Consider the following 26,404-nt stretch of genomic DNA (forward strand, 5'->3'; position numbering starts at 1 on the left):
GCGCTAGGATAACCGAAGGCAGCGGCATTCCTTAATGTAATTGCTGGTAAATCTGCTCCGCCAAGGTCAAGGAAATACCGTCTACCGTAGCCAGCTCTTCCATGCTGGCATTGGAGACGCCACGCAGCCCTCCAAAACGAGCCAGCAAGGCCTGCCGTCGTTTTGCGCCGATGCCTTCAATCTCTTCGAGGCGCGAGACGGTCCGTGCCTTTGCCCGCTTTGCCCGCATTCCGGTAATGGCGAAACGGTGTGCCTCATCCCGTATTTGCGCAATCAGCATCAGTGCCGCACTCTCCCGCCCCAGATCGAGTGATGGGCGGCCGTCGGCAAAGATCAGGGATTCAAGGCCAACCTTCCGAGCCTCTCCTTTGGCAACGCCCACAATCAATCCCAGATCCATGCCCAACTCAGCAAAGACTTGGCGAGCCATTTCTACTTGGCCTTTGCCACCATCGATGAGAATGAGTTGCGGCATTTTGTCTGGCGGAATTTCTTGGTAACTGGCATATCGGCGCTGCAATACCTGCCGCATGGCTGCGTAATCATCACCCGGTGTAATGTCGTTGATATTGAAGCGACGGTACTCGCTCGATTGCATTTCATTTTTTGCGTACACCACGCACGAGGCTTGGGTTGCTTCGCCGGAGGTATGGCTAATATCAAAACACTCGACGCGCAATTGCTCCACACCCTCTACATCTAAACCAAGGACATCCAGCAAGGCACGCGCCTTAGCCAGTTGGCCACCGGTCTCCACTAAGCGCTTAGCCAAGGCTATCTTGGCATTGCCTTCTGCCATACCAAGCCAGTGGCGGCGTTGGCCTTGAGGCTGGTGCAAAAAAGTAATCTTTTTTCCTGCTTGCGCATTTAAGCTGTCTTGCAACAGCGATTGCTCTTCGCCAGAGGAAATGGCATGGCTCAAAACAATGACGCTGGGCATTAACTTAGTGTCACTCGCTTCGCCATCTAAATAATGCTGCTGAATAAATGCTTCTAAAATTTCAACGGAGCTGGGTAGCTCGCCCGCTGCCGAACGCAGATTTTTAGGAAAGTAGGTGCGATCGCCTAAATGCCGGCCACCGCGCACCATTGCCAGATTGACGCAAATCATGCCTTCCAGTTCAGCTGCCGCCAAAATATCAACGTCGCCCTCGCCATCGGCAACGGTATCCATCGATTGCTGCTGCAGCACGCTGGAGAGATCAGCAATCCGATCCCGAATCACTGCAGCCATCTCAAAATCCAATGCATCGCTATGGAGCAGCATTTCACGCTCGAGTTCCGATAGAACTTGGCCGTGATCCCCTTCTAAAAATCGGGTTGCTTGATTCACATCACTGGCATATTGTCCGGCAGTCAGCATGCCAACGCATGGGGCACTGCAACGGTGAATTTGGTGCAAGAGGCAGGGTCGTGTGCGATTTTTAAAAACCGTATCTTCACAAGTACGTAAGCGAAATACTTTTTGCAAAATCTGGACACTGTTGCGCACCGCCGATGAATTCGGGAAAGGTCCAAAATAACGGTTACGCCGATCCACTTTGCCGCGGTAGGACGACAAGCGCGGGAATTGATGCCCTGTCAGCATCACATAGGGGTAAGACTTATCGTCACGAAACAAAATATTGAAGGGGGGCGCTAATTCCTTGATGAGGTTGTTCTCCAAAATCAACGCCTCGGACTCCGTCCGCGTCACCGTGGTTTCGTAGCGCGCAATTCGGCCCACCATGCGCTCAATGCGCGGCGATAATGCAGTTCGTTGAAAATAGCTGGATACTCGCTTTTTTAGGTCGCGGGCCTTACCCACGTACAGTATCTGATCTGCTTCGTCAAAAAAGCGATATACCCCCGGCAATCCGGGAAGCCGTTTAATGTCTTGCTTGAGGGTTTCAAAAAGCGAATTACGCATGCGTTGGGATATATTCTGCCAAATCGTTGATAACTACGGTGATGCCGGCGTCTGTTGGCGCCTTGCCCGCAGCTTAGCCACGCGCCACCAGCAACAGGTCCACCTGTTTTGCGATGATCTACCGACCCTTAATTTACTCGCATCCGACGCCCCGCGTACGCCACAGGTCCAGATTCTGCCGTGGGAGGCCAGTTTTGAAAATGCACGTCACCCGCTGGATGCACCCGATGTGGTGATTGAGGCCTTTGGCTGCCACCTGCCAGAGCGATATCAAACTGGTTTATTGGTTGCCACTAAAAAACCCATCATTCTCAATTTAGAGTACCTCAGCGCAGAGCCCTGGATTGGTGATTACCACGCTAAAGCGTCTCCGCAATCCAGCGGCTTATTGAAGTATTTTTTCTTTCCCGGGTTCGGACCGAATACGGGCGGACTATCGCTCGACCCTATTCCAGCGCAAGGCAGTCAGACTAGCGCCACTATACCTGCTAGCCTAGCCCCAAGCTGGGAGCTGCTCCGCCCTGACGCAGAGCGCATCAGCCTCTTTTGTTATCCAGGAGCGCCACTGCGGCAATGGCTTGAGGATCTTGGCAATACACAGGCGAAGATTGATGTACTCCTCACCTTTGGTCATGCTGAAATGATGGGCCATAGCATTGGAAGGCCATTAGACCTGCCCCCATCCATTCGGCTGATCTCTCTACCGTTTGTGCCGCAAGATGACTACGACTGGCTCCTATCGCAATGCGATTTCAATATTGTCCGGGGCGAAGATTCCTTTATCCGAGCGCAACTCGCTGAAAAGCCATTTATTTGGCATATTTACCCGCAAGACGATATGGCCCATACGGTTAAATTGCAGGCCTTTTTGGATCTGTACCTTGAAAAAGCCAGCCCATCGACCCAAGAATCCTGCCGACTGGCCATGGATTGGCAGATGCCGTCTCGTTGGTGGAATCAGCGCGCAGAGTGGCAGGCCCATGCCCGAAGATGGCGTGAAACGGTGCTGGAAGCCAATCAAGACGGGGGGCTTGCAGCCAGAATGTTGCATTTTGTGACCTAACTCCCCCTAGAGCAAGTCCGGCTGAGGCGGTTACAATGTCACCTTTATTAAATACTGCAGAATTTAGTTCTGCCTCCAGGAACACCACAGATGAAAACAGCACAAGAACTCCGCGTAGGCAACGTAGTGATGATTGGCGCCGATGCCATGGTTGTACTCAAAGCAGAATATAGCCGCTCCGGCCGTAACTCATCGGTCGTCAAAATGAAGTTTAAGAATCTTTTAACTGGCGCCCCAAACGAGGGTGTTTACAAAGCCGACGACAAATTTGATATCGTCATTTTGGACAAAAAAGAATGTACCTACTCTTATTTTGCCGACCCAATGTATTGCTTTATGGATGGCGATTACAACCAATATGAAGTTGAAGCTGAGTTTATGGGCGACGCCCTGAACTACCTGGAAGAGGCAATGCCGGTTGAGGTGGTGTTCTACGAAGGCAAGGCGCTTTCTGTCTCAATGCCAACTTCTTTGGTTCGTGAAATTATTTACACCGAGCCTGCAGTCAAAGGCGATACCAGCTCCGGCAAAGTATTAAAGACTGCGAAGCTCGCTACCGGCTACGAATTGCAAGTTCCCCTCTTTTGCAATACCGGCGACAAGATTGAGATTGATACCCGCACTGGCGAGTACCGCAGTCGCGCGAACTAAGCTGTAATAGGTTTTACTAAAAGCCGGGATCTAAACAGTCCCGGCTTTTTTATGACTAAATTAAGCCATGCCTTTTCAGCAAGGCTTGGGCATGCTGGTATTCGGCGTGGGCCTGCAGTTCAGCCCAACTCATAAATGAAGCAGATGGCATTAACTTCGTTTGACGCTGCGCCGACTCTGCTTTTTTCGCATTAGACACTCGCAGCTCAGAAAGCAAGCGATCGGCTAAGTCGGGGCGATTGCAAATCAATACTGCATCGCAGCCTGCTGATAAGGCTAACTCTGCACCCTTAACGACGTCACCAGCAACGCTGGCACCCTCCATCGATAAATCATCACTGAAGATCACACCCTCAAACGCCAGTTGTTGGCGCAAGATGGTTTGCAACCAAATCTTAGAAAATCCAGCAGGAAGACTATCTACTTTGGGGTAAATCACATGGGCCGGCATCACCGCAGCCAGGCTTAAGTCAAGCCACTCATAGGGCTTTGCATCGCATTGCAGAATGGCATTCAGGGAGCGCTCGTCCACTGGAATCGCCACGTGCGAATCTGCTTCTGCCCAGCCGTGTCCCGGAAAATGCTTACCGCAGTTAGCCATTCCAGCCAGTTGCAGTCCAGAGTTCAGGGCCTTGGCAAGCGCGTACACAATCTGTGGGTCCGAACTAAATGAACGATCGCCAATCACTCCACTGCGACCAAAATCAAGATCGAGTACCGGGGTAAAACTAAAGTCGACGCCGCAGGCACGTAGCTCTGCTGCCAGAATATAACCACAGGCAGTTGTTGCAGCCATTGCGGTAATCGCAGGCTCCGAGGCATAGGTGGTCTTGCTTTTCTTGGGGGCTTGCATCCACAGTTCGCCTAATTTGCGCATGGCAGGTAAATGCGTAAATCCATCCGCCTTACAGCGCTGCACGCGACCGCCCTCATGATCAATCGATATCAACACATCTGGTCGTATCGCTTTAATGCTGCGCGTCAGCGCAGTAAGCTGCTTGCGACTGCTAAAGTTTCTGCCAAACAAAATGACTCCCCCGGTAGAGGGATGCTCAATACGGCGGCGGTCCTCTGGAGTGAGTTCTAAGCCAACGACATCTAAGGTAATGGGGCCAGGTTGATGAGTGGATGCCACCGTTGATTTCCTTTAGGTATTAGGGAGGGGACTAACGTGATTTCTAAATTGATACCAACAAAATTATCTCTATTCACTAGCCAATGTAATTACTAGGATCATGCGTAGTAACGATCGGCGTACCGTGGCTCACCACCACAAACGCAATGGCCATATCTTGCTCATCACTGACAGTCACTTCAGCATGCCAGTTGCGCTCGAGCATAAAGTCAGCGAGAGCCCCGGAATAGTAGGTAACTGGCTTACCGCTGGATTCATTTAAGGTTTGCAGTGAGCGCCAGGTCATCGGCATGCGCATACCTAAACCAATCGCTTTTGAAAATGCTTCTTTGGCAGCAAAGCGCGTAGCCAAATAAGCCATGCCCCGCTTTTGATTGCGCGCTAAACGCTGATGAAACACTACCAATTCTTCTTTGCCTAAAATGCGCTCAGCCAAGCGGCCTTGCGTTCGTTCATATGCAGCGATCAAACGCTCCATTTGCAAAATATCCGTACCGATACCAATGATCATAGTACTAACCTAGGTCGAAGAAAGGCTACTGCGAGCATCCGACATTAAGGCCTTCATATCCCGGATGGCTTTTTGCCAACCTTTAAAGAGCGCCTCGGCGACAATCGCGTGTCCAATGTTGAGCTCAGATAACTCGGCAATCATGGCAATTGGAGTAACGTTACTTTCATTCAGGCCATGGCCGGCATTAACGCGTAAGCCGAGCTGTGTTCCGTATTGCGCAGCTCTTCGAATACGTTCTAATTCTTGCACTTGCCCATCACCAACTAAGTCAGCATAGCGCCCCGTATGCAATTCAATCACGGTAGCGCCCGCTTTGCTCGCGGCCAGTATTTGCTTCTCTTCCGGATCGATAAAGAGTGATACCTGAATGCCCGCATCGACGAGCTGGGCAGTAGCCTGTTTGACCGCCTCAAAATGACCGACAACATCGAGGCCTCCCTCGGTAGTGACCTCTTCGCGCTTTTCGGGCACGAGGCAAACATCATGCGGCTTGATTTGGCATGCAATCGCAATCATCTCGGAGGTAACAGCGCACTCCAGATTCATACGCGTTGTAATCAAGGGACGCAGCGCGAATAAATCGGCATCCTTAATGTGACGTCGATCCTCACGCAAATGTAATGTAATCAAGTCTGCGCCTGCTTCTTCTGCTAGGCGCGCAGCTCGAATTGGATCCGGATAGGTAGTACCTCGAGCATTGCGCAGGGTTGCGACGTGATCAATGTTGATGCCGAGCTCAAGGGTATTCATGGGTATAGGGTACTAGATTTTCTTGAGATCAATGAGGATTTGACGGGTTGTCAAAACTTGATCTTGTAAATGCAGGCCAAGTAAAAAGCGCATCAGCTGCTTGCTTTCCAGGAGGGTGTCGGTCTCGGAAAAGTTACCGGCAGCCATTTCCAGTAAGGCACGGCCACTTAAGATAGGCCAATGCCCAGGATCATCCGCTTGCCATGGGCGAATGCCCCGCTCTGGCTGATACACGTATTTCTCAGCCTCGATGGGAGATGCATTGCTTTCAACGCAATAATCCAGGGCGGCGGCATAGCCCGTCTCCTGCAACAAAGCCAATTCAAAAGGCCTTAGGATCTGCTCCAGACGACTGCTACCGGTATCCATCTCCGATAAGGCTGAAATAGTAGCCATGTAATGGTCGTAAAGGGTCTCGTATTCATCTTCACGCGCCAAAAATTTGACTAGTAACTCATTAAGATAAAAGCCGCAGAGAAGTGCATCACCCACCAGCGCAGGAGTGCCGCCCACCCACTCGGACTTAGTTAAGGTGCGCAGCTCAGACTTGCCGCTCCATGAAACCAGGAGCGGCTGAAAGCGCTGCAAAACGGGTCTTAATACGGAATGAGGCCGCTTGGCACCCTTGGCAATGAGGGCCATCCGCCCATACTGCCGAGTAAATACATCCAGTATCAGGCTGGTTTCTTTATATGGAATGCTGTGCAAAACAAAAGCAGGCTCATCGGCTACGCGAATGGATGCCATTTATTCCAAGCCTTGCGCCCGCAATTCGGCGCGATCATCTGCCCAGCCCCGTTTGACTTTGACCCAAGTCTCTAGAAAGACTTTGCCATCAAACAGCTTTTCCATATCCAGACGTGCTTCAGTAGAAATCTTTTTCAGGCGCTCACCCTTATCGCCGATGATCATGGCCTTGTGATTATCGCGGTCCACCAAAATGGTCGCCGCAATCCGTCGCATAGTGCCATCCATCTTGAACTGATCAATCACTACCGAGCTTGCATAGGGCAATTCTTCACCGGTAAAGCGAAAGACCTTCTCGCGCAGAATTTCAGCGGCGAGAAAACGTTCACTGCGATCGGTCAGGGTGTCCGCATCGTAGCGTGCCTCACCCTCTGGCAAGTATTCTTCAAGAACATCAAGTAAACGCTGCACATCCGTTGGATTCTTACCGCTCATCGGAATGATTTCTGCAAAGTGCTGCTCGGATTGATCGGGTCTTCCGCCAATCTCGCTCCAAGCCTGACCCATTTTTTTCATGAAATCCAATAAAGCGACATCGCGATCAGCCGGCAACTCAAAGCGGCTGGCAAACAAATCCAATTTATTCAGAACCAGGATGACGGGAAGGCCTTTGGGCAAAAGACGCAACACCTTGGCATCGTCCTCACCAAAATAGCCAGCTTCGACAATAAAACAGGCGACATCGACATCCTGCAGGGCGCTGGTTACTGAGCGATTTAAAGCCTGATTCAGGGTATTCATTTTGCGCGTCTGAAATCCAGGCGTATCGCTAAAAATAAACTGCGCGTGTTCGCGCGTCTGAATCCCCAAAATACGATGACGGGTTGTCTGTGCTTTGCGGGATGTGATGCTGATCTTTTGGCCAACCAAGGCATTGAGTAGGGTTGATTTGCCCATATTGGGCCTGCCTACAATGGCAATCGTTCCACACCGAAACGGCGTACCTGTTTCCACGCTTATGCCTTTAGCTTTAAATTCAGTTGTTCATCTGCGACATCCGACTTTGCTGCTTTTTTCTTGGCAGAGCGGGTCTTTTTCGGCTTGCGCGTCTCTTGTGGCAAGGCCTTGGTAATGGCTAGCAAGGCTAACTTGGCAGCGCCTTGTTCAGCAGCCCGGCGCGATGCCCCAAATCCCTTTACCTTAATTTTTAGGCTTTGGATCACGCACTCGACCTCAAACTGCTGATTGTGCGCCGCGCCTGTTGTCGCAGTAACGGTATAGCCAGGCAAGGGCATCTGAAAACCTTGCAAGTACTCTTGCAGTAAGGTCTTATCGTCTTTACCTAAGGTCTTGGGATCGACTTGCGCCAAAATCACCGAATAGAGTTTTCGTAAACTGGACTTAGCTGCATCAAAGCCGCCATCGAGGAAAACCGCTCCGGCAACCGCTTCTAATGTGTCAGCCAAAATCGATGGGCGCCGAAAGCCACCACTTTTGAGTTCGCCCTCACCCAAGCGCAAGTAATCCGATAAGGATAGAAGCTGGGCTATCTCATACAAAGCCTGCTGCTTTACTAAATTAGCGCGTACGCGGGATAAATCGCCCTCGTCCAAATCAGCGTAACGCTCGTACAGCAATTCGGCTACTACGCAATTTAAAATAGAGTCGCCTAAAAACTCCAGGCGCTCATTGTTTTTCTTACTATGGCTACGATGCGTTAAGGCTTGCTGCAACAGCTCTGGCTTTTTAAACACATAACCCAGGCGCTCTTGAAGCGGCTCTAGGTCAATAGCAGCGCGCGCATTCATGCTTATTGAAATCCACCAATACGACTCAGAGAGCCCAGATTGAGCCACACGAAGAAAGCCCGGCCCACAATATTTTGATCGGGCACAAAACCCCAAAATCGGGAATCAGCACTGTTATCGCGGTTATCGCCCATGGTGAAGTAATGCCCAGCCGGTACCTTACAGGTCATACTGTTGGGTAAGAATTGGCAGTTCTCAATCCCGGGAAAGCGCTCCGGCATAAACATGCCAGACGGGCGATCAGGATCATTCAAAATGCCATGGCGGTTACCGCCCAAATCAGCCGGAAAGGTTTCGGTATAGAGCTTGGCGTAGCGCATGCTCTCTTGATCTAAATAGTTCTCTCCACCGGTATATTCCAAAGGCTGGCCATTTACCGTAATGCGCTTATCTTGGTAGGTAATCGTATCGCCAGGAATCGCAACCACGCGCTTGATGTAGTCGACTGACTGATCCAGCGGATAGCGAAATACAACCACGTCACCACGCTTGGGGTCCCCCAAGTCGACGATCTTTTTGTTGATCACCGGCAAACGAATACCGTAAGTGTATTTGTTCACCAAAATAAAATCGCCGATTTGCAGCGTTGGGATCATTGATCCCGATGGAATCTTAAATGGCTCGATCAAAAATGAGCGTAGAAAAAATACGGCGCAAATGACTGGGAAAAAACTGGCTGAATATTCAAGCCACAGCGGCATACGGGTAATGCCTGCTGCTTTGCGTTGTGGCGCAAATAGGAGCTTGTCTGCAACCCAAGCGACGCCAGTAACCACCACCAGGATGAATAATATGAGAGCGAAGTTCATTTATCGTCTACCTGCAAAATGGCTAAGAAGGCTTCCTGCGGAATTTCAACGTTGCCGACTTGCTTCATGCGCTTCTTACCTTCTTTTTGCTTTTCAAGTAACTTGCGCTTACGCGATATATCGCCACCGTAGCATTTAGCCAATACGTTTTTACGCAAGGCTTTGACGTTTTCGCGCGCGACAATGCCGCTGCCGATTGCCGCCTGAATCGCTACATCAAACATTTGCCGCGGAATAATGCCGCGCATCTTGGAAACTACCTCACGGCCACGCGATTGGCTATTACTGCGGTGCACGATCACGGATAAGGCATCGACCTTTTCACTGTTAATCAAAATATCAACTTTGACGACATCGGCTATGCGGTACTCTTTAAACTCGTAGTCCATTGACGCATAACCGCGCGAGACTGACTTCAAACGGTCAAAGAAATCGAGCACGATTTCTGCCATCGGAATTTCATAGGTCAATTGCACCTGCCTACCCAAGTAGTTCATATTGGTTTGCACTCCGCGCTTGCCGGTACAGAGGGTAATGACCGATCCAACATACTCTTGTGGCATGTATAAATTAACCGTCACGATCGGCTCTAGGATGGCCTCGATCTTCGAAGGGTCTGGCATCTTCGATGGGTTATCCACCACCAATAGGGTGCCATCCCGTTGCTGCACTTGATAGACCACCGTAGGTGCAGTGGTAATCAAGTTCATATCGTATTGGCGCTCTAAGCGCTCTTGCACAATTTCCATGTGCAGCAAACCTAAAAATCCGCAGCGGAATCCAAACCCCAAGGCTTGCGATACCTCAGGCTCATAGAGCAGCGATGCATCATTTAGCTTGAGCTTTTCAAGCGACTCGCGCAGCTGATCGTATTCATTTGCCTCGACGGGATAAAGGCCCGCGAACACTTGGGACTTCACTTCTTTAAATCCAGGCAAGGGTGCACTTGCGGGGGTACGACCCTGCTGCCCTGTTGCATGCGTTACGGTGTCGCCAACCTTGGCGGCCTTCAACTCCTTGATGCCGGCAATAATAAAACCCACCTGACCTGCGCTTAATTCAGGGCGATCAACTGACTTCGGACTAAAGACGCCCACATGCTCAACCAAATGGGTTGAGCCATTGGCCATCAATGTAATCTTGTCTTTGGGCTTGAGAACGCCGTTGACAACGCGTACTAGCATGACGACACCAACGTAGTTATCAAACCAGGAATCAATGATCAAGGCCTGCAAGGGTTCGGTAACACTGCCCTTGGGCGGAGGCACGCGGCGGATCATTTCTTCCAGCACATCTGCAACACCAAGACCGGTTTTGGCAGAGCAGGTCAATGCATCGGTCGCATCAATGCCAATCACATCTTCAATCTCTTGTTTGGCGCGATCTGGATCAGCCTGTGGCAAATCAATTTTGTTCAAAACGGGAACAACCTCCACACCCAATTCGATGGCGGTGTAGCAATTGGCGACGGTTTGCGCTTCAACGCCTTGACTGGCATCGACGACCAGCAATGCGCCCTCACATGCCGAAAGTGAGCGACTCACCTCATAGGAAAAGTCAACGTGTCCTGGGGTATCAATCAGATTCAGGTTATAGGTTTTGCCATCCTTGGCTTTGTAACTGAGGGCTGCGGTTTGGGCTTTAATGGTGATTCCGCGCTCCCGCTCAATGTCCATTGAGTCCAGGACCTGGGCTTCCATCTCGCGATCGGATAAGCCGCCACAGAGCTGAATAATTCGATCCGCAAGGGTCGATTTACCATGGTCAATATGGGCGATGATAGAAAAGTTGCGGATTAAATCCATGGTGTTTTATCTAGATTGGCAAAAACACCTTGTCGCAGCGCACAGGATGATGCGCTGCAATAAGTTGTCTTGGATTAATTGTACTGGCTGAGCCTAAAACCCATTGGTTTTAGGCTTTTTTTGGGGATTGACCTCAAATTAGGGGGCTTTGGGCCTCAGCGGGACAATTAAGGTGCTATCTGCGCGGCGAACAAACAGGGCAACCGCCCGATTAGCATCCAAACCTTTAGTTAGCCCCTCAAACTGCTTTACGCTCGTCACATCGCTATCGCCAAGCCTGACAATCACATCCCCAACCCGAATTCCGGACCGGGCAGCAGCCCCTTCCCCTAGGCTTGCAATCTCAACCCCTGACTTGACGTTTAACTCCCGTTTTTTGGCGTCAGACAATTCGGTTACACCCAGTCCAAAGGGGTTATTGCTGGTTGCTGCGGATGCTGGGCTATCTGGCTTTTTTGCCGCAGCGGTTTTTGTGCTGGCTTCCGCATCAGCCACTACTACAGAAAGATCGCGCGCCGAGCCTTTACGCCAAACCTGAACGGTTGCCTTTGTGCCTGGCTTGGTTTCGCCAACGATGCGTGGGAGGTCGCTTGATTTACTGATGTCGCGCCCACCAAATGCCAAAATCACATCGCCTGCTTCAATTCCGCCGGTCGCTGCCGGGCCATTGGGTTCAACATTGCGTACGTACGCACCGCGTGGCCGTCCAAGACCCAAGGTCTCGGCCATCTCTTTACTTAAGTCGCCTAAAGCAACACCAATCCGGCCGCGCACCAACTTACCTGTCGAGCGCAATTGATCAGCTACGCGCATCGCCTCATCAATCGGAATGGCAAATGAAATTCCCATATAGCCGCCCGAGCGACTAAAGATTTGCGAATTAATGCCAATGACCTGCCCAGCAGTATTAATTAGAGGGCCGCCCGAATTACCTGGGTTAACGGCCACATCGGTTTGGATAAAGGGCAAGTAGTCGCCGGTATCGCGGCTTTTAGCCGACACAATTCCAGCGGTCACGGTGTTCTCAAGGCCAAAGGGAGAGCCAATCGCCAACACCCACTCACCAACCCGCAACTTAGAGGAGTCGCCCAATGGAAGTTTCGGTAAACCTGTGGCCTCAATCTTGAGCACGGCAACATCGGTACGCTTGTCTGCGCCCAGTAGCTTGGCTGTAAATTCCCGCTTGTCTGTCAGAGTGACATAAATCTTATCGGCGCCTTCGACTACGTGGGCATTGGTCAAAATTAAGCCATTGGAATCAATGATGAAGCCAGAACCAACACCGCGCTCAGCCTCACGAGGCTGACCTGGTTGAGATGGACCCGACTTAGGAGTGCCCGGCGGCGGTACGCCAAAGAAGCGTCGAAAGAACTCTGCCTGCTCTTCCGGAATACCAGGAGGAAGTGCGCCTTGCGCCTGTTGTGCGGCAGCCCGCTGCTCGGTTGTTCGAATATTGACCACGGCAGGACTAGCCTTTTCGACTAAATCGGCAAAATCCGGTGCCACTACCCTTGCCGACTGCGCCACAGAGGCAGGCATAAACACAAGCTGGCCCAAGCTAAGGGCAGTCAATACCGCTAAAAAAGTCTTTTTCATATTGTGTGCAGCCCTGCGGGCCTTAAAAAGGATAGATGACTAGATATTAGGTCAACTTACCAAAAATCAAGGTACCGTTAGTACCCCCAAAGCCAAAGTTGTTTTTGATGGCATGGTCGATTTTGACGTCGCGCGCTGTATTTGCGCAGTAATCCAAGTCGCACTCTGGATCTTGGTTAAAAATATTAATCGTCGGCGGTGATTTCTGGTGGTGCAGAGCCAAAATGGTGAAGACGGATTCAAGGCCGCCAGCGCCACCTAATAAATGACCCGTCATGGACTTGGTTGAATTGACCACAACCTTTTTGGCGTGATCACCCAAAGCTGCTTTAATTGCCTCAGTCTCATTCTTATCGCCCAGTGGCGTTGAGGTGCCATGCGCATTCACGTACTGGATTTGATCTGCATTGAGGCCCGCATCGCGCATCGCATTTTGCATGCAGCGCTTCGGTCCATCCATATTCGGGGCGGTCATGTGATACGCATCTCCACTCATGCCAAAACCGAGCAATTCACAGTAAATGGTGGCGCCACGCGCACGCGCATGCTCATACTCTTCGAGTACGACAACGCCAGCGCCCTCACCCAATACAAAACCATCGCGGTCTTTATCCCAAGGACGGGAAGCGGTGGCCGGATCATCGTTGCGGGTCGATAAGGCTCTAGCAGCAGCAAAGCCACCAACGCCCAATGCCGAAATAGTCGACTCTGCACCGCCAGCAACCATCATGTCGGCATCGCCATATTGGATTAAGCGTGCAGCGAGGCCAATGCTGTGCAAACCGGTTGTGCAAGCAGTCACCGCAGCTACGTTCGGGCCTTTGAGATTAAACAAAATACTCAAATGCCCCGAAATCATATTAATGATCGAGCCGGGCACAAAGAAGGGGGAGATTCGGCGTGGGCCGCGCGCAAGCAATTCGGCACCAGTGTCTTCGATCATTGGCAGACCGCCAATGCCAGAACCCACTAGAACACCAATACGCTCCGCATTTTCTTCGGTGATTTCAATACCGCTGTCTCGAATCGCCTGTGTGCCAGCCGCGATACCGTAATGGATAAAGGTATCCATGTGGCGCGCTTCTTTGGCCGAGACGTACTCTTCCACATTGAAGTCTTTTACTTCGCCGGCAAAATGAACGCTGAGCGGAGTGTGGTCAAACTTAGTAATGGTGGCAATACCGCTTTTGCCACTCATCACGGTAGCCCATGCAGTATCAACTGAATTGCCTACTGGGGAAATAATCCCCAGGCCGGTGACAACCACACGGCGCTGGTTTTTCATTGCGGACACAGCCTTGGGCCTAGCTCAGGAATTAACCCTGGGCTTTTGATTTAGCAAAATCGATTGCGAGTTGAACGGTCGTAATTTTTTCAGCTTCTTCGTCTGGAATTTCAATACCAAACTCATCTTCCAAAGCCATAACCAATTCAACTGTGTCAAGTGAGTCAGCGCCTAAGTCATTAACGAAGGATGACTCATTCTTGATGTCTCCTTCAGCTACGCCTAATTGTTCAGCGACGATCTTCTTAACGCGTTGTTCGATGTTATCCATTAAGTCCCCCAGGGGTTGTAAAAAATGATTACAGGATTTTAGCAGTTTGGCACAAACAGTGGCAGAACTGCGTCTTTCCGGATCGGTAAAATTAGGCTAAGTACAGGCCACCATTGACGTGGAGGGTATTTCCGGTGATGTAGGCCGCTGCGGGGGAGGCTAAAAAAGCCACCGCCTGCGCCACATCTTCCGGGGTGCCCAAACGGGCCAATGGGATATTAGCCTTGAGTGCATTTTGCTGCTCTTCGCTCAAAGCGCGGGTCATATCGGTATCAATAAAGCCAGGGGCAACGCAATTGACGGTAATGTTGCGACTACCAATCTCGCGAGCCAAAGCCCGGGTCATGCCTGATACCCCAGCCTTTGCAGCTGCATAGTTCGCCTGACCTGGATTTCCCATATGCCCAACAATCGACGTGATGTTAATAATACGACCGGAGCGAGCCTTCATCATTGGACGCAACACGGCCTGCGACAAACGAAACACGGCACTTAAATTGGTATCGATCACATCGGTCCATTCTTCAGACTTCATGCGCATCGCTAACTGGTCGCGCGTGATGCCGGCATTGTTGACCAAAATCTGAATGCCGCCAAAGTCCTTCACAATCAAATCAATAATGTCCTCGCATGCCTTTGGGTCCGTCACGTTCAGCGCGATTCCACGACCGCCATTGGCCTTTAAGCGCGCATCAATCGCAGCAGCACCCTCTGCAGTGGTTGCGGTACCAATGACCTTGGCGCCCGATTGCATCAAGGCATCCGCAATGGCTTGCCCAATACCACGGGAGGCACCAGTCACCAGTGCGATTTGTCCTGTTAGATCCAGATTCATCTTTCTTCCTTGTACTTATTGTTGCTTGACTGCCTCTAGGGCCTCATTCAAGCTCACTGCATCAAAAATTGGTAGGCCGATGACGCCCTCATGAATGCGCTTCGTTAATCCTGCCAGCACCTTGCCGGGACCACATTCATATACCTGCGTAACGCCCTGACCTGCCATCGCATGAATAATTTCTTGCCAGCGCACGGGTTTGGCAGCCTGGCGCACCAGCGATTCTTTAATCTCGGCCGGCGTACTGAGGATGGTGACATCCACATTGTTAATCACTGGAATTTCTGGAGTAACGATGGTCAGGTTTTCAAAATACGTTTTTAGTTTTTCTGAGGCTGGCTGCAACAGCGATGAATGGAATGGCGCTGACACTGGTAGGGGTAAGGCGCGCTTCGCGCCCGCCTCTTTCAGTAACTCACAGGCCTTGCTCACTGCAGAATTAGCGCCGGCAATGACCACCTGCCCGGGAGCATTGAAATTCACCGCCTCTACTACTCCGCCTGCAGCTTGACTGGCGGCGCGGCAAACTTCAACTACAGTCGCATCATCCAAACCCAAGATCGCCGCCATACCACCCGTACCAACGGGGACAGCACTTTGCATCGCTTCTGCACGAAAGCGCACCAACGGCACCGCATCTTTGAATGCCAATGCATTGGATGCCACTAAGGCAGAGTACTCACCTAAGCTATGCCCAGCCATCACTGCGGGCTTGGGTCCGCCGGCAGCCAACCAAGCGCGATAAAAGGCGACTCCGGCCGTGAGCATCACGGGTTGTGTATTGGTAGTGAGCGATAAGGCTTCGGCAGGTCCTTCAGCAATTAACTTACCAATGTCCTCACCCAAGGCGTCGGACGCTTCTTGAATGGTAGCGCGCACTTCAGGGCGATCCGCAATGGTGTTGAGCATTCCTACTGACTGGGAGCCTTGACCCGGAAAAACAAATGCAAATGTCATATGAAAAATTCCAAAGAATCGCTGAATTAATATTTTAGGACGACCGCGCCCCAAGCAAAACCGCCGCCCACACCTTCAAGTAAAAGGTGCTGACCGCGCTGAATTTGCCCGGATCGCACACCCGTATCAAGCGCGAGTGGAATTGATGCGGCCGATGTATTGCCGTGCTCTGAAACCGTCACGATCACTTTGTCCATCGACATACCCATCTTGCGGGCCGTGCCCTCCATGATGCGAATATTGGCTTGGTGTGGCACGAGCCAATCAATTTGTTCGGGTTTTAGATTTGCACGATCGAGTACTTCATGCGCAACTTGTTCTAGTACTTTGACGGCAAGCTTAAATACAGCCTGACCATCCATGGTCATAAACGGCGATCCTGTAATGCCGCCACTGACAGCTCGGCCAGGTACGCACAAAATATCGCGCTGGCTGCCGTCGGCATGCAAGGCACTAGCCAAGATACCTGGCTCACTGCTGGCCTCCAAAACAACTGCGCCTGCGCCATCACCAAACAAGACACAGGTGGTGCGGTCTTGAAAATCCAAAATGCGGGAAAACACTTCTGCGCCAATCACCAAGACCTTGCGATAGTTTCCTGTTCGAATCATGGCATCGGCAACCGTCATGGCATACATGAAGCCAGCGCATACGGCTTGCACATCAAAAGCGGCGCAGCCATGGTGGGCGCCCAACTTATCTTGAATCACGCATGCTGTACTCGGAAAGCCGCCCAAATGGTCTGGCGTGGATGTGGCCAAAATAATCAGATCGATATCGGCAGCCGTGCAATTGGCGCTTGCCATTGCGGCTTGAGCTGCTTTCATACCAAGGTCGCTAGTGAGCTCGCTATCGCTTGCAAAGTGGCGCGCCTCAATACCGCTGCGCGTCTTAATCCACTCATCACTGGTCTCAAGGCCTGACTTTGCCAGGCGTGCTACTAGATCATCATTGCTCAGGCGCAGCGCCGGCAAATAGCTGCCAGTGCCGGCAATACGGGAATGGATTGTCATGTTGGCGCCCTCATTGCAAATGCGTCGGCAATGCGTTCCACCATATTGCCTTTTGCTGCTTCATATGCCCGCTCCAGTGCAAAGCCAAAACTGAAACTATCCGCAGAGCCGTGGCTTTTAATCACACATCCCCGCAGACCCAATAAAACCGCTCCGTTGTAACGCCGGTGGTCCACCCGCTTACGCACACGCAGCAGTGGCAGCATGGCGCACATCGCCATTATTTTCGTTAACCACGACCGATTGAATTCCTGACGAATCAAGCCGCTCATCATCTTTGCCAATCCCTCACTGGCCTTCAACACCACATTACCCACAAAACCATCGCACACCACAATGTCCGTTGTGCCCTTAAAAATGTCGTTGCCTTCAACATTGCCATAAAAGTTGAGATTGCTAGCACGCAATAACTCACCTGTGAGCTTGACAACTTCATTGCCTTTAATCACTTCCTCACCAATGTTGAGTAAGCCGATCGTGGGGCTTGGCTTCCCTTCAACGACGCGCACCATGACGTCCGCCATCTGTGCAAATTGCATCAAGTGCAGGGGCTCACAGTCGGCGTTAGCACCCAGATCCAAAACGGTGGTAGCTCCACCGAGTTCATTGGGCATGCCTGTTGCAATCGCTGGACGATCAATGCCATCGAGGGTTTTGAGGATATATCGCGAGATGGCCATCAAGGCGCCAGTGTTGCCAGAAGAAATAATGGCATCGGCTTTTTGATCCTTGACTTGCTCAATTGCAACCCGCATCGATGAATCTTTTTTGCGACGCAAGGCGACTTCGATGGGATCGTCCATCAAGACCTCTTCGGAGGCTGCAACAAGTTGAATTCGATCACGCGGAACATCGCTGAGCTCGCTCAAGGCAAGTTCAATCGCTTCGATATTTCCTACTAGGGTGATCTTGGCATCCGCATGGCTAGCTAAAAAAGCACAACTCGCAGGAACAGTGATCGAGATACCGTAGTCTCCGCCCATGGCATCGACTGCGAGAGTCACACTCTTGGGTTCGGTCATTGCAGCAAATCGGTTTTAAGAAAAAAGCGGCTTAATTAAATTAGAGCCGCTTCGATCAGGTGATTTGAGGAATTAATCGTTCTTGGTTTTAACTACTTTGCGACCACGGTAGTAGCCGTTTGGGGAAATATGGTGACGCAGGTGCGCCTCACCAGTAGTTGCCTCAACAGCAGTAGCGGGTGCAGTTAAAAAGTCGTGCGCACGGTGCATGCCACGCTTGGAAGGGGATTTTTTATTTTGTTGGACGGCCATGTTGAACTCCTAAGCAATGCGAGATTCTAACATAGAAACAGCCCAAAACCAGGCTTCCTGAGTGGAATTAAACCAGTTAAAGGGTCGATCTGGCGCTTCGATCTACTCTTTTTTCTTCATATTTTTCAATATGTTAAAGGGATTATCTGGTTTTTTTGTAGTTTCGTCCTGATTCATAGAATCATCTGCCCCAGACCTTAGGGCAGCCGGCTCACATGCGCCCTCAGGGTGCTTTGGAATCAATGGTAGGGAGAGCAAAATCTCATCTTCGATCGTCCCTAACAGATCAAACTGCGAATCCATTACCAGGGGCTCGAGCGCATCATCCTCCATGGGAAAGGCGTCTGCCAGCGCCTCATTTGCCAAAAACACGAACTGCGGCGACTCTTCTACCTCAACCAGGCAGGGTTGCATGCACCGCTGGCAGATGAGGTGCATCTGGCCCTTCAGGTTTAAATTCATTTTGAGTCGGGGCTCACCGCCTACGATCCCATCAAAAAAGGTCTCCACCGCCCAGTCAAATCCATCGTCTGGGGAGCGTGTGGCAGCCTCTAAAGCGACCCGCGGCAATGCATCCAGCGCGAGAAATCCATGCCCAGTGTAGGTTTGCGAGACCATTAGATCAATAGAGCGCAAGGCCTTAGGCTCGGTGGGCAGGGTCAGGGAAGGCAAAACGGGATTACGATTCATGGTCTTAGTCTAAATGAAGGTACGCTTGCTGCATGGGTAACTTACAAACACAGCCGCTCATTTTGGCATCGAGCTCCATTTACCGTCGCGATCTTTTGGCGCGCTTGGGTTTGCCTTTTGAAGCCATTTCGCCCGAGGTGGATGAACACCCCCTTCCAAATGAAGGGGTTGCCGCTATGGCACTGCGTCTGGCCATTGCAAAAGCAGCAGCTATCGCAAAGATCCATCCCAATGCTTGGGTTATCGGCTCGGATCAGGCGGCTGATCTCCACGGTGAAGCGATTGGCAAGCCAGGCAACTTTGACAAGGCGCTTTTGCAGTTGCAACGCATGCGTGGCCAGACTGTCCACTTTCATACCGCCGTCTGCGTAATGCACGCAGACTATTCTGCTGCAATAAATGTCGCCACTGAGGTTCGGTTTCGGGACTTGCCCGATGCCACTCTGATCGATTATTTAAAGTTCGAGCAGCCCTATGACTGTGCCGGAAGCGCCAAATGCGAAGGCATGGGCATTGCCTTACTGGAATCGATTCGCTCAGATGATCCTACTGCGCTCATTGGTCTACCCTTGATTGCGTTGAGTGGACTGCTGCGGGATGCCGGTTTTGAAATTCCCCCCTCACGAAATGATCTGCAATGAAGACTGCATCGAAGCTAGGAACTCTCTATTTAGTGCCCAATACGTTAGGCGATGATGATCGCTCCGCACAGCTTCCCCACATCATGCCAATCGAAACGATGCGCTGCGCATCGCAACTCACGCATTGGATTGTCGAAGACGCGAAAACAGCACGCGCCCTATTAAAGTCAATGGATAGCCTCGCACCTTTAGTGTGCTCCATACAAGAAATGCAGATGACTGAATGGCGCGGCGCTGCGCGTAATGCCAAGTACGGCGATAAGATCAAACCAGAAACGCTCCTTGAGCCACTGCTGCGGGGCATTGATATCGGCCTAATGTCTGAGGCGGGCGTGCCTGGAGTTGCCGATCCTGGAGCAGAGTTGGTGTGGGCGGCGCACCGCCTAGGTGCTTGCGTAAAACCACTGGTTGGCCCCAGCTCCCTACTATTGGCTTTAATGGCGAGCGGACTAAATGGGCAGCGTTTCGCGTTTCAGGGTTACCTGCCTCAGGATGGCGGCGAACGCACTGCACGCCTTAAGCAATTGGAGTCTGAATCACGTAAGTTGCAGCAAACCCAACTCTGGATTGAAACACCTTATCGCAACGCAGCCATGATGGCGAGTTGCTTACAAGCCCTCGCGCCCCAAACGCATCTATGCCTTGCGCTTGATTTAAGTCTACCGACCGAAGAGATTAGAAGCATGGCACTTGCAGACTGGAAGAAAATATTTTCCAGCGAGGCAGCTTGTGCCGCCTTGCAAAATCGGCCCTGCGTGTTTTTACTGCTGGCGCACTAAAGCTTATTTGATATCGCCCGACCGCACCAATGCTTTGCCAGCGGCCGAACCTACCTCAGCACCAAAGCGTTTCGCAACCCGTTCGGCAAAATTTTCTTTCATGGTGTAGTCAAGAATATTAGGCGCCTTAAAGACATCGCGCGCCACGGTATCGACCGTACCAAAACCATCGGCCAGCCCCATTTTTACGGCTTGCTCGCCATTCCATACGCGACCAGAAAATAAATCGGGGGTTTCTTTCAAGCGATCGCCGCGCCCTGCTTTCACCACCGTAATAAATTGCTGGTGAATTTCATTGAGCATGGTTTGCACCATTTCAACTTGCTTTGGATCTTCCTTGCTAAAGGGATCGAGCATGCCCTTATTTGAGCCCGCTGTAATCATGCGGCGCGAGATACCGAGCTTGTCCATTAATCCAGTAAAGCCAAAGCTATCCATCACTACCCCAATCGAACCCACAATGCTGGCTTTGTCGACCAGAATTTGATCGCCCGCAACCGCAATGTAATAACCACCGGAGGCGCAGATGTCTTCCACCACCACATGCAGGGGCTTGTTCGGATACAGCGCGCGCAGGCGCCGAATCTCATCATTAATAATCCCCGATTGCACTGGCGATCCACCTGGACTGTTAATGCGCAAAATTACACCCACGCTGTTGTCGTTCTCAAAGGCAGCTTGTAGGGCCGATCCAACATCCAAGGCATTGGCGATGGCACTCGAGCTAATCTCACCTTCGATACTAACCATCGCCGTATGGCGCTCGGTACCAAAGCTATCGCCAAAAGGACGTAGATCCAATACTTGCAAAATGAAACCCACAATCAGGATGAGGGACAGAACGCGCAATACGGTTTTCCAACGCCGGGCCTTGCGAGTCTCTTTTAGATTCTCTAAAAGTAGGTGCTCCAGCGCTTGACGCTCCCAATTTTTTTCTTGTTCCATGTCTAATCCTTAAGCGGGTTTTGCAGCAGCTAAATCAATGTAGGTATTCTGTTTAAGCCAGTTACTCAGCTCCGGTACGCTGTGCACATAGCCCAGCGAATCGGTGGTTTGCAAGGTATCGAGTGGATGGGCGCCATAGGTTACCGCAACCCCGTCCACTCCAGCGTTGATCGCCATTTGTAAATCATGGGTGGTATCCCCCACCATCAACATTCGACGTACTGGCACTTGCAGCACATCAGAGAGTTCAAGCAACATGCCGGGATGTGGCTTTGAAAAGGATTCGTCTGCAGTGCGCGTTTCGTCAAACAGATGACCAAGACCATGGTGAGTCAATGAACGATCCAAACCAACACGCGATTTACCAGTTGCTACGCCCAGGCGAAAACCGGCAGCACGAAGTTCCTCTAGCAGCTCACGAATGCCGCCAAATAAATGCAGATCATGATCACGCGCTAAATAATGGTGGCGAAAACGATCCACTAATTTGGGGAAATGCACCGGCTCAATCCATGGCACAGCCCTACGCAATGAATCCTGAATGCCCAATCCGATCACCGAACTTGCCAAAGAGTCATCTGGCTCCGGAAAGCCAAGATCGCGGCAAGCCTGCTGAATGCAAAACACGATCGTCGGAGTGGAATCGATAACGGTGCCATCCCAGTCCCACACAATCAGCTCATAGCGTCGCTCCTGGTCTTTGCCGTGGCTTGCGTAGAGGGGTGAATGGACTTGCGGCATTGCTAAGGACCTTGCTGAATAGTGAGAAACCACTATACCGTTTCTGGCTTAATGGGGTGAAAGCCCTTCAGAAAAGCGGTGAAGTCCGGCGGCAAGGGCGACTCAATCCGCATCTTTTCTCCACTACGCGGATGAATAAATCCGGCAAGATGGGCATGCAATAAAAGGCGTTTGGGCTTTAACCGGCGATCCTCATCATCAATGCCGTATTTATCGTCCCCCAAAATCGGATGCCCTATTTTTTGCAAGTGCACTCGAATTTGGTGGGTGCGGCCTGTTTTTAATTGGGCCTCTGCCATGCTTACTCGATCCTCACCCCGCTCGTAGACTTCGGTAACGCGTAGGGAGGTATGACTAGGCAATCCCTGTGGATCCACTTTCACTCGACGTTCGCCATTGGCTAACAGGTATTTATGCAGGGGGAACTTCAATTGCACCGTTGGAGTTGCGAGTGCGATCTGGCCATGCGTGACTAAGTAATAACGTTTATCAGTCAGACCCTCTCGAATCTGCCGATGCAACTCAACGAGAGCGCTACGCTTTTTCGCTAGCATCAGCACACCCGAGGTATCTCGATCGAGCCGGTGCACGAGCTCCAGGAAGTGCAACTCGGGTCGCGTCATGCGTAAGGTCTCAATCACGCCCAGGGAAATGCCAGAGCCACCATGGACTGCCAGACCGGATGGCTTATCCACAATGAGCAACGCTTCATCTTCGAACAAAATCGGCATTTTGGCGGAATACAACTGCGCGCGCGATTGGTCTTTGAAGGCATTTTCAGCCGGTCCACGATCAGGAGCAGCCAAGCGCACTGGCGGAATGCGAATGAGGTCCCCCTCCATCAGGCGGGTAGTCGGCTCTGCGCGTTTTTTGTTGACCCGAACCTCGCCCGAGCGAATGATGCGATAAAGGTGGCTCTTGGGAACCCCTTTGGCCCATTTCAGGAGGTAATTATCCAGGCGCTGCCCAGCCTCTTCCGGCCCAATTGTCTGAAATAGGACTTGTGCAGCGGCTTTTGGCGCGCTTGGGCTAGGGCTTGGGCTATGAGTAGGGTCGGATTTCATAAAGGGGGGATTTCTTCGCCAAAATAGCAAAGAAACTAAGAATACCCTTATTGTCAAACTACTTCTACCGTATAATCAAGGCACTAGCCAATTAATTGGCCCGATGCAGAAATTCATCGTGGAGCTTGGAGTCGCCCTTAAAAAGACTCCCGGGGTTGCCCCTCTCCCGTTTTAATGAGGCGCAGGGTTGGTGTGCCGTTTGCCGCGACCCGCGATTAGAAGACAGTTTTCAGGCACGCGCCTGCATTGATGGCCTTAAGGAGGTCGCTGCGGCGAGTGTCCAGTGTGGCACCGACCTTCATACCCTTTAGATCGGTTAAAGCCCAGCTCAGCGCTAGGCAAAAGCTTGCTCCACACTCGTAAAGCCACTTGGGAATACATCCCCATGACGGCGCCAATCTGTCCCCTACCGCACCGCGCAACGACATCCTCCCCCATAGGAGAGTGTTATGAAACGCATGTTATTTAATGCAACTCAACAGGAAGAGTTGAGAGTCGCCATCGTTGATGGTCAAAAATTAATCGATATTGATATTGAAGCTGCCGGTCGCGAACAACGCAAAGGCAATATTTACAAAGGCGTTATTACGCGCATTGAGCCTTCGCTCGAAGCCTGTTTTGTCAATTACGGTGAAGAGCGCCACGGCTTCCTGCCATTTAAAGAAGTAGCCAGAACCTACTTTAAAGACGGTGTGGATGTTCGCAATGCCACCATTAAAGAGGCCTTACGCGAAGGCCAAGAAATCATTGTTCAGGTAGAAAAAGAAGAGCGCGGCCAAAAAGGCGCTGCACTCACCTCGTTTGTCTCCCTGGCTGGTCGCTACTTAGTATTAATGCCAAATAACCCCCGCGGCGGTGGCGTATCGCGCCGCATTGAGGGTGAAGATCGTCAGGAATTACGCGAGGCCATGGCTCAGCTTGAAATACCTGACGGCATGAGCATCATTGCTCGCACTGCCGGTATTGGACGCGATGCCGTCGAATTGCAGTGGGACTTAAGTTACCTGATGCAGCTGTGGAAGGCAATTGATGAAGCAGCCCAAGGCAATTCAGCACCACTCTTGATTTATTTAGAGTCCAGCCTAGTTATTCGTGCGATTCGGGACTACTTCCAGCCCGATATTGGCGAAATCCTAATCGACACCGACGACATTTTTGAGCAGGCACAAGCCTTTATGTCGGTCGTCATGCCGGATAACTTGCCACGCGTCAAACGCTATCAAGACGACGTTCCGCTCTTTTCGCGTTTCCAGATTGAGCACCAAATTGAGACGGCATACTCGCGTACCGTTCCACTGCCTTCTGGCGGTGCGATTGTGATTGACCATACCGAAGCCCTGGTTTCGGTCGACGTCAACTCCGCACGCGCTACCCGCGGATCCGATATTGAAGAGACCGCTACCCGTACCAACCTTGAGGCAGCCGATGAGATTGCACGCCAAGCTCGCTTACGTGACCTTGGTGGCCTGATTGTGATTGACTTCATTGATATGGAGTCGAGCAAGAGTCAAAAGGATGTTGAAAATCGCCTGCGCGATGCATTGCGTCATGATCGTGCTCGGGTTCAGATGGGCAAGATTTCTAAATTTGGCCTGATGGAAATGTCACGCCAACGTTTGCGCCCTGCTTTATCCGAGGGTAGCCACGTTGCCTGCCCACGCTGTAATGGCACCGGGCATATTCGTGATACCGAATCATCTGCATTGCAAGTCTTGCGGATTATTCAAGAAGAGGCCATGAAAGAAAATACGGCTGCGATTCATACGCAAGTTCCCGTTGAAGTTGCTGCTTTCCTCTTGAATGAAAAGCGCGCTGAAGTGATTAAGATCGAAAGCCGCTTCAAAGTCAATGTCTTGATGATTCCAAACAAGCATTTGGAAACACCGCATTACAAACTCGAGCGCTTGCGCCATGATGATGTTCGCCTCGACGATCAAAAAGCCAGTTATGTCATGGCCGAAGAAGCCGCGCGTGAACTCGAAGCCGATACGGTAGTAAGCCGCAAAGAGGGTGATGTAAAAGCCCGCCCTGAGGCTGCTGTCAAAGGCATTACTCCAAGCCAACCTGCACCGGTTACCCAGCCGCGTCCAGCTCGCACTGCGAGTGCAGATACGCAATCCAGCTCAGGCGGTCTCTTTGGTTTCATCAAAAAACTGTTCTCCTCTAGCGAGCCAGAAGTTAAGCCAGCAGCTCCTGCTCCACGCGGCCGCAATGCCCAGGGCCGCGACGGTAATCGCAATGGCGGTGACCGTGGTGGACGCAATCGTGGACGTCGCGGCGAACGCAGCGAACGCGGTGAGCGGCCAGCAGGTGCAACTCCCGATGCCGCCTCGAACTCAGAAGGCGCTCGTGAAGCAAAACCCCGCCAAGAAGGCCGTGGTCGCAATCGCAATGGCCGCACCGAGCGCCCAGAAGTAGCGCGCACCGATACAGACGCATCTAGTGCAAAGCCAAGTGATGCTCCATCCACAGTTGATAGCAATTCAGCAGCGGAGGGCAGTGATGAACGCCGGGGTCGCGGTCGCAATCGACGCGGTCGTGGTCGTGGGCAACGCACCGAGCGTAGTGAGGGCGCTCCAGAAGCGAATGCAACAGTGATCACTAGCTACACTGCTGGTGGCGCATGGCCTCCATCGGGCATGGCCGGATCATCGGCAACCATTCCTACAGGTGAACTGACTGCCAGCTTTACTGCTCGCAAAGCAAGCCCACAATCGGGTGGTCGCGGATCTCGCCCACCACGCTCCAATAACAGCGAGCGTAATCAGGGTGAGCGTAATAACGGAGCAGCTCAGCAATCCTCGGAATCGGCTTCGGCCAGTTTCGTGCCCGCTGCTAGTGCACCCGCACCAGCGCCTGCGAAGCCGGTAGCAGTAGCGCCGGTCATGTCAGCTCCAGCGCCGGAGCTACCCAAAGTGGCTTTCACCCCACTCGAAGAAAAGCCTTTGCAGCAGGTCATCGAATCAGCAGGCATGGTTTGGGTTGGTACAGACACAGCTAAATTAGCTGAGGTCCAAACCCAGATCCAAGCAGAGCCAGCCCCAATGCGGGTTGCACGCGAACCCAAGCCACCAGCAACACTTCCTCAGGGCCCCATGGTCCTGATCGAAACCGGTGGTCAGGAAAAATCGGTACCGAAAGAAATCTAAACCCACAAAACCCCTTTATTGGGGTTTTGTTTA

Annotated in this window: 26 protein-coding genes; 5 read left to right on the forward strand and 21 right to left on the reverse strand. The window is 51.7% G+C overall.

Annotation, left to right across the window (positions count from 1 at the left end):
• Positions 1 to 31: 31 nt before the first annotated feature.
• Positions 32 to 1,909, reverse strand: coding sequence for an excinuclease ABC subunit UvrC (gene uvrC / locus AOC34_RS07175; RefSeq protein WP_108469423.1), 1,878 nt, complete (start codon positions 1,907 to 1,909; stop codon positions 32 to 34).
• Here uvrC and earP point away from each other — a divergent pair.
• Positions 1,908 to 2,972 (forward strand): elongation factor P maturation arginine rhamnosyltransferase EarP, encoded by a 1,065-nt coding sequence (gene earP / locus AOC34_RS07180; RefSeq protein WP_108469424.1) that lies wholly within the window; start codon positions 1,908 to 1,910, stop codon positions 2,970 to 2,972. The genes uvrC and earP overlap by 2 nt on opposite strands.
• Before the next feature lie 90 nt (positions 2,973 to 3,062).
• Positions 3,063 to 3,623, forward strand: coding sequence for an elongation factor P (gene efp, locus AOC34_RS07185; protein WP_108469425.1), 561 nt, complete (start codon positions 3,063 to 3,065; stop codon positions 3,621 to 3,623).
• 55 nt (positions 3,624 to 3,678) lie between these two features.
• Here efp and nagZ read toward each other — a convergent pair whose 3' ends face one another.
• The 17 genes from nagZ to AOC34_RS07270 form a co-directional block, all read right to left on the reverse strand.
• Complete coding sequence (gene nagZ / locus AOC34_RS07190; protein ID WP_108469426.1) at positions 3,679 to 4,758, reverse strand: beta-N-acetylhexosaminidase; 1,080 nt, start codon at positions 4,756 to 4,758, stop codon at positions 3,679 to 3,681.
• A 76-nt stretch (positions 4,759 to 4,834) separates the two neighbouring features.
• Positions 4,835 to 5,269 (reverse strand): holo-ACP synthase, encoded by a 435-nt coding sequence (acpS, locus tag AOC34_RS07195; RefSeq protein WP_108469427.1) that lies wholly within the window; start codon positions 5,267 to 5,269, stop codon positions 4,835 to 4,837.
• Positions 5,270 to 5,278: 9 nt separating this feature from the next.
• A complete protein-coding gene (gene pdxJ, locus AOC34_RS07200; RefSeq protein ID WP_108469428.1) occupies positions 5,279 to 6,022 on the reverse strand; it encodes a pyridoxine 5'-phosphate synthase in 744 nt (247 codons plus the stop codon).
• A 12-nt stretch (positions 6,023 to 6,034) separates the two neighbouring features.
• A complete protein-coding gene (recO, locus tag AOC34_RS07205) occupies positions 6,035 to 6,769 on the reverse strand; it encodes a DNA repair protein RecO (protein WP_108469429.1) in 735 nt (244 codons plus the stop codon).
• Positions 6,770 to 7,666: a GTPase Era gene (gene era / locus AOC34_RS07210; protein WP_234408181.1), complete on the reverse strand. Its 897-nt coding sequence runs from the start codon at positions 7,664 to 7,666 to the stop codon at positions 6,770 to 6,772. It abuts the gene before it with no gap.
• 59 nt (positions 7,667 to 7,725) lie between these two features.
• Positions 7,726 to 8,499: a ribonuclease III gene (rnc, locus tag AOC34_RS07215; RefSeq protein WP_199908356.1), complete on the reverse strand. Its 774-nt coding sequence runs from the start codon at positions 8,497 to 8,499 to the stop codon at positions 7,726 to 7,728.
• A 20-nt stretch (positions 8,500 to 8,519) separates the two neighbouring features.
• Positions 8,520 to 9,326, reverse strand: a complete 807-nt coding sequence (lepB, locus tag AOC34_RS07220) for a signal peptidase I (protein WP_108469432.1) — start codon at positions 9,324 to 9,326, stop codon at positions 8,520 to 8,522.
• On the reverse strand, positions 9,323 to 11,131 hold the full coding sequence (gene lepA / locus AOC34_RS07225; RefSeq protein ID WP_108469433.1) for a translation elongation factor 4: 1,809 nt from the start codon (positions 11,129 to 11,131) through the stop codon (positions 9,323 to 9,325). The genes lepB and lepA overlap by 4 nt, the downstream gene beginning before the upstream one ends.
• A gap of 138 nt (positions 11,132 to 11,269) precedes the next feature.
• Positions 11,270 to 12,727 (reverse strand): DegQ family serine endoprotease, encoded by a 1,458-nt coding sequence (locus AOC34_RS07230; RefSeq protein WP_108469434.1) that lies wholly within the window; start codon positions 12,725 to 12,727, stop codon positions 11,270 to 11,272.
• 46 nt (positions 12,728 to 12,773) lie between these two features.
• The gene (fabF, locus tag AOC34_RS07235) at positions 12,774 to 14,012 is read right to left on the reverse strand and encodes a beta-ketoacyl-ACP synthase II (RefSeq protein ID WP_199908280.1); all 1,239 of its coding nucleotides are present in this window, start codon (positions 14,010 to 14,012) and stop codon (positions 12,774 to 12,776) included.
• A gap of 31 nt (positions 14,013 to 14,043) precedes the next feature.
• The gene (gene acpP, locus AOC34_RS07240) at positions 14,044 to 14,283 is read right to left on the reverse strand and encodes an acyl carrier protein (protein ID WP_028819177.1); all 240 of its coding nucleotides are present in this window, start codon (positions 14,281 to 14,283) and stop codon (positions 14,044 to 14,046) included.
• A 91-nt stretch (positions 14,284 to 14,374) separates the two neighbouring features.
• A complete protein-coding gene (gene fabG / locus AOC34_RS07245; protein ID WP_108469436.1) occupies positions 14,375 to 15,118 on the reverse strand; it encodes a 3-oxoacyl-ACP reductase FabG in 744 nt (247 codons plus the stop codon).
• A gap of 15 nt (positions 15,119 to 15,133) precedes the next feature.
• Positions 15,134 to 16,075, reverse strand: coding sequence for an ACP S-malonyltransferase (fabD, locus tag AOC34_RS07250; RefSeq protein ID WP_108469437.1), 942 nt, complete (start codon positions 16,073 to 16,075; stop codon positions 15,134 to 15,136).
• Between the two features lie 26 nt (positions 16,076 to 16,101).
• Positions 16,102 to 17,088, reverse strand: coding sequence for a beta-ketoacyl-ACP synthase III (locus AOC34_RS07255; RefSeq protein ID WP_108469438.1), 987 nt, complete (start codon positions 17,086 to 17,088; stop codon positions 16,102 to 16,104).
• Positions 17,085 to 18,110 (reverse strand): phosphate acyltransferase PlsX, encoded by a 1,026-nt coding sequence (gene plsX, locus AOC34_RS07260; RefSeq protein ID WP_108469439.1) that lies wholly within the window; start codon positions 18,108 to 18,110, stop codon positions 17,085 to 17,087. The genes AOC34_RS07255 and plsX overlap by 4 nt, the downstream gene beginning before the upstream one ends.
• Before the next feature lie 72 nt (positions 18,111 to 18,182).
• Positions 18,183 to 18,362, reverse strand: a complete 180-nt coding sequence (gene rpmF / locus AOC34_RS07265; protein ID WP_011902241.1) for a 50S ribosomal protein L32 — start codon at positions 18,360 to 18,362, stop codon at positions 18,183 to 18,185.
• Positions 18,363 to 18,464: 102 nt separating this feature from the next.
• Positions 18,465 to 19,052, reverse strand: a complete 588-nt coding sequence (locus AOC34_RS07270) for a YceD family protein (protein WP_108469440.1) — start codon at positions 19,050 to 19,052, stop codon at positions 18,465 to 18,467.
• Between the two features lie 32 nt (positions 19,053 to 19,084).
• Between AOC34_RS07270 and AOC34_RS07275 the strand changes: the two genes are divergently transcribed.
• Together AOC34_RS07275 and AOC34_RS07280 are read left to right on the forward strand one after the other, a co-directional pair.
• Positions 19,085 to 19,693 carry a Maf family nucleotide pyrophosphatase gene (locus tag AOC34_RS07275; protein ID WP_108469441.1) on the forward strand — a complete coding sequence of 203 codons (609 nt, stop codon included), beginning with the start codon at positions 19,085 to 19,087 and terminating at the stop codon, positions 19,691 to 19,693.
• Positions 19,690 to 20,472, forward strand: a complete 783-nt coding sequence (locus tag AOC34_RS07280) for an SAM-dependent methyltransferase (protein WP_108469442.1) — start codon at positions 19,690 to 19,692, stop codon at positions 20,470 to 20,472. Before AOC34_RS07275 ends, AOC34_RS07280 begins: the two co-directional genes overlap by 4 nt.
• 3 nt (positions 20,473 to 20,475) lie before the next feature.
• Here AOC34_RS07280 and AOC34_RS07285 read toward each other — a convergent pair whose 3' ends face one another.
• From AOC34_RS07285 to AOC34_RS07295, 3 genes are read right to left on the reverse strand one after another with little or no spacing between them, the layout of a single operon-like run.
• Positions 20,476 to 21,417, reverse strand: a complete 942-nt coding sequence (locus tag AOC34_RS07285; protein WP_108469443.1) for a S49 family peptidase — start codon at positions 21,415 to 21,417, stop codon at positions 20,476 to 20,478.
• 9 nt (positions 21,418 to 21,426) lie between these two features.
• On the reverse strand, positions 21,427 to 22,158 hold the full coding sequence (locus AOC34_RS07290; protein ID WP_108469444.1) for an HAD-IA family hydrolase: 732 nt from the start codon (positions 22,156 to 22,158) through the stop codon (positions 21,427 to 21,429).
• Between the two features lie 32 nt (positions 22,159 to 22,190).
• Entirely contained in the window at positions 22,191 to 23,222 is a 1,032-nt protein-coding gene (locus tag AOC34_RS07295; RefSeq protein WP_108469445.1) for an RluA family pseudouridine synthase, read from the reverse strand.
• Positions 23,223 to 23,671: 449 nt separating this feature from the next.
• On the opposite strand from AOC34_RS07295, the gene AOC34_RS07305 reads away from it, so the two are divergent.
• Positions 23,672 to 26,371, forward strand: a complete 2,700-nt coding sequence (locus AOC34_RS07305) for an Rne/Rng family ribonuclease (protein WP_108469447.1) — start codon at positions 23,672 to 23,674, stop codon at positions 26,369 to 26,371.
• Positions 26,372 to 26,404: the final 33 nt, after the last annotated feature.

The sequence above is a fragment of the Polynucleobacter difficilis genome (assembly GCF_003065365.1).
Lineage (GTDB): Bacteria > Pseudomonadota > Gammaproteobacteria > Burkholderiales > Burkholderiaceae > Polynucleobacter > Polynucleobacter difficilis.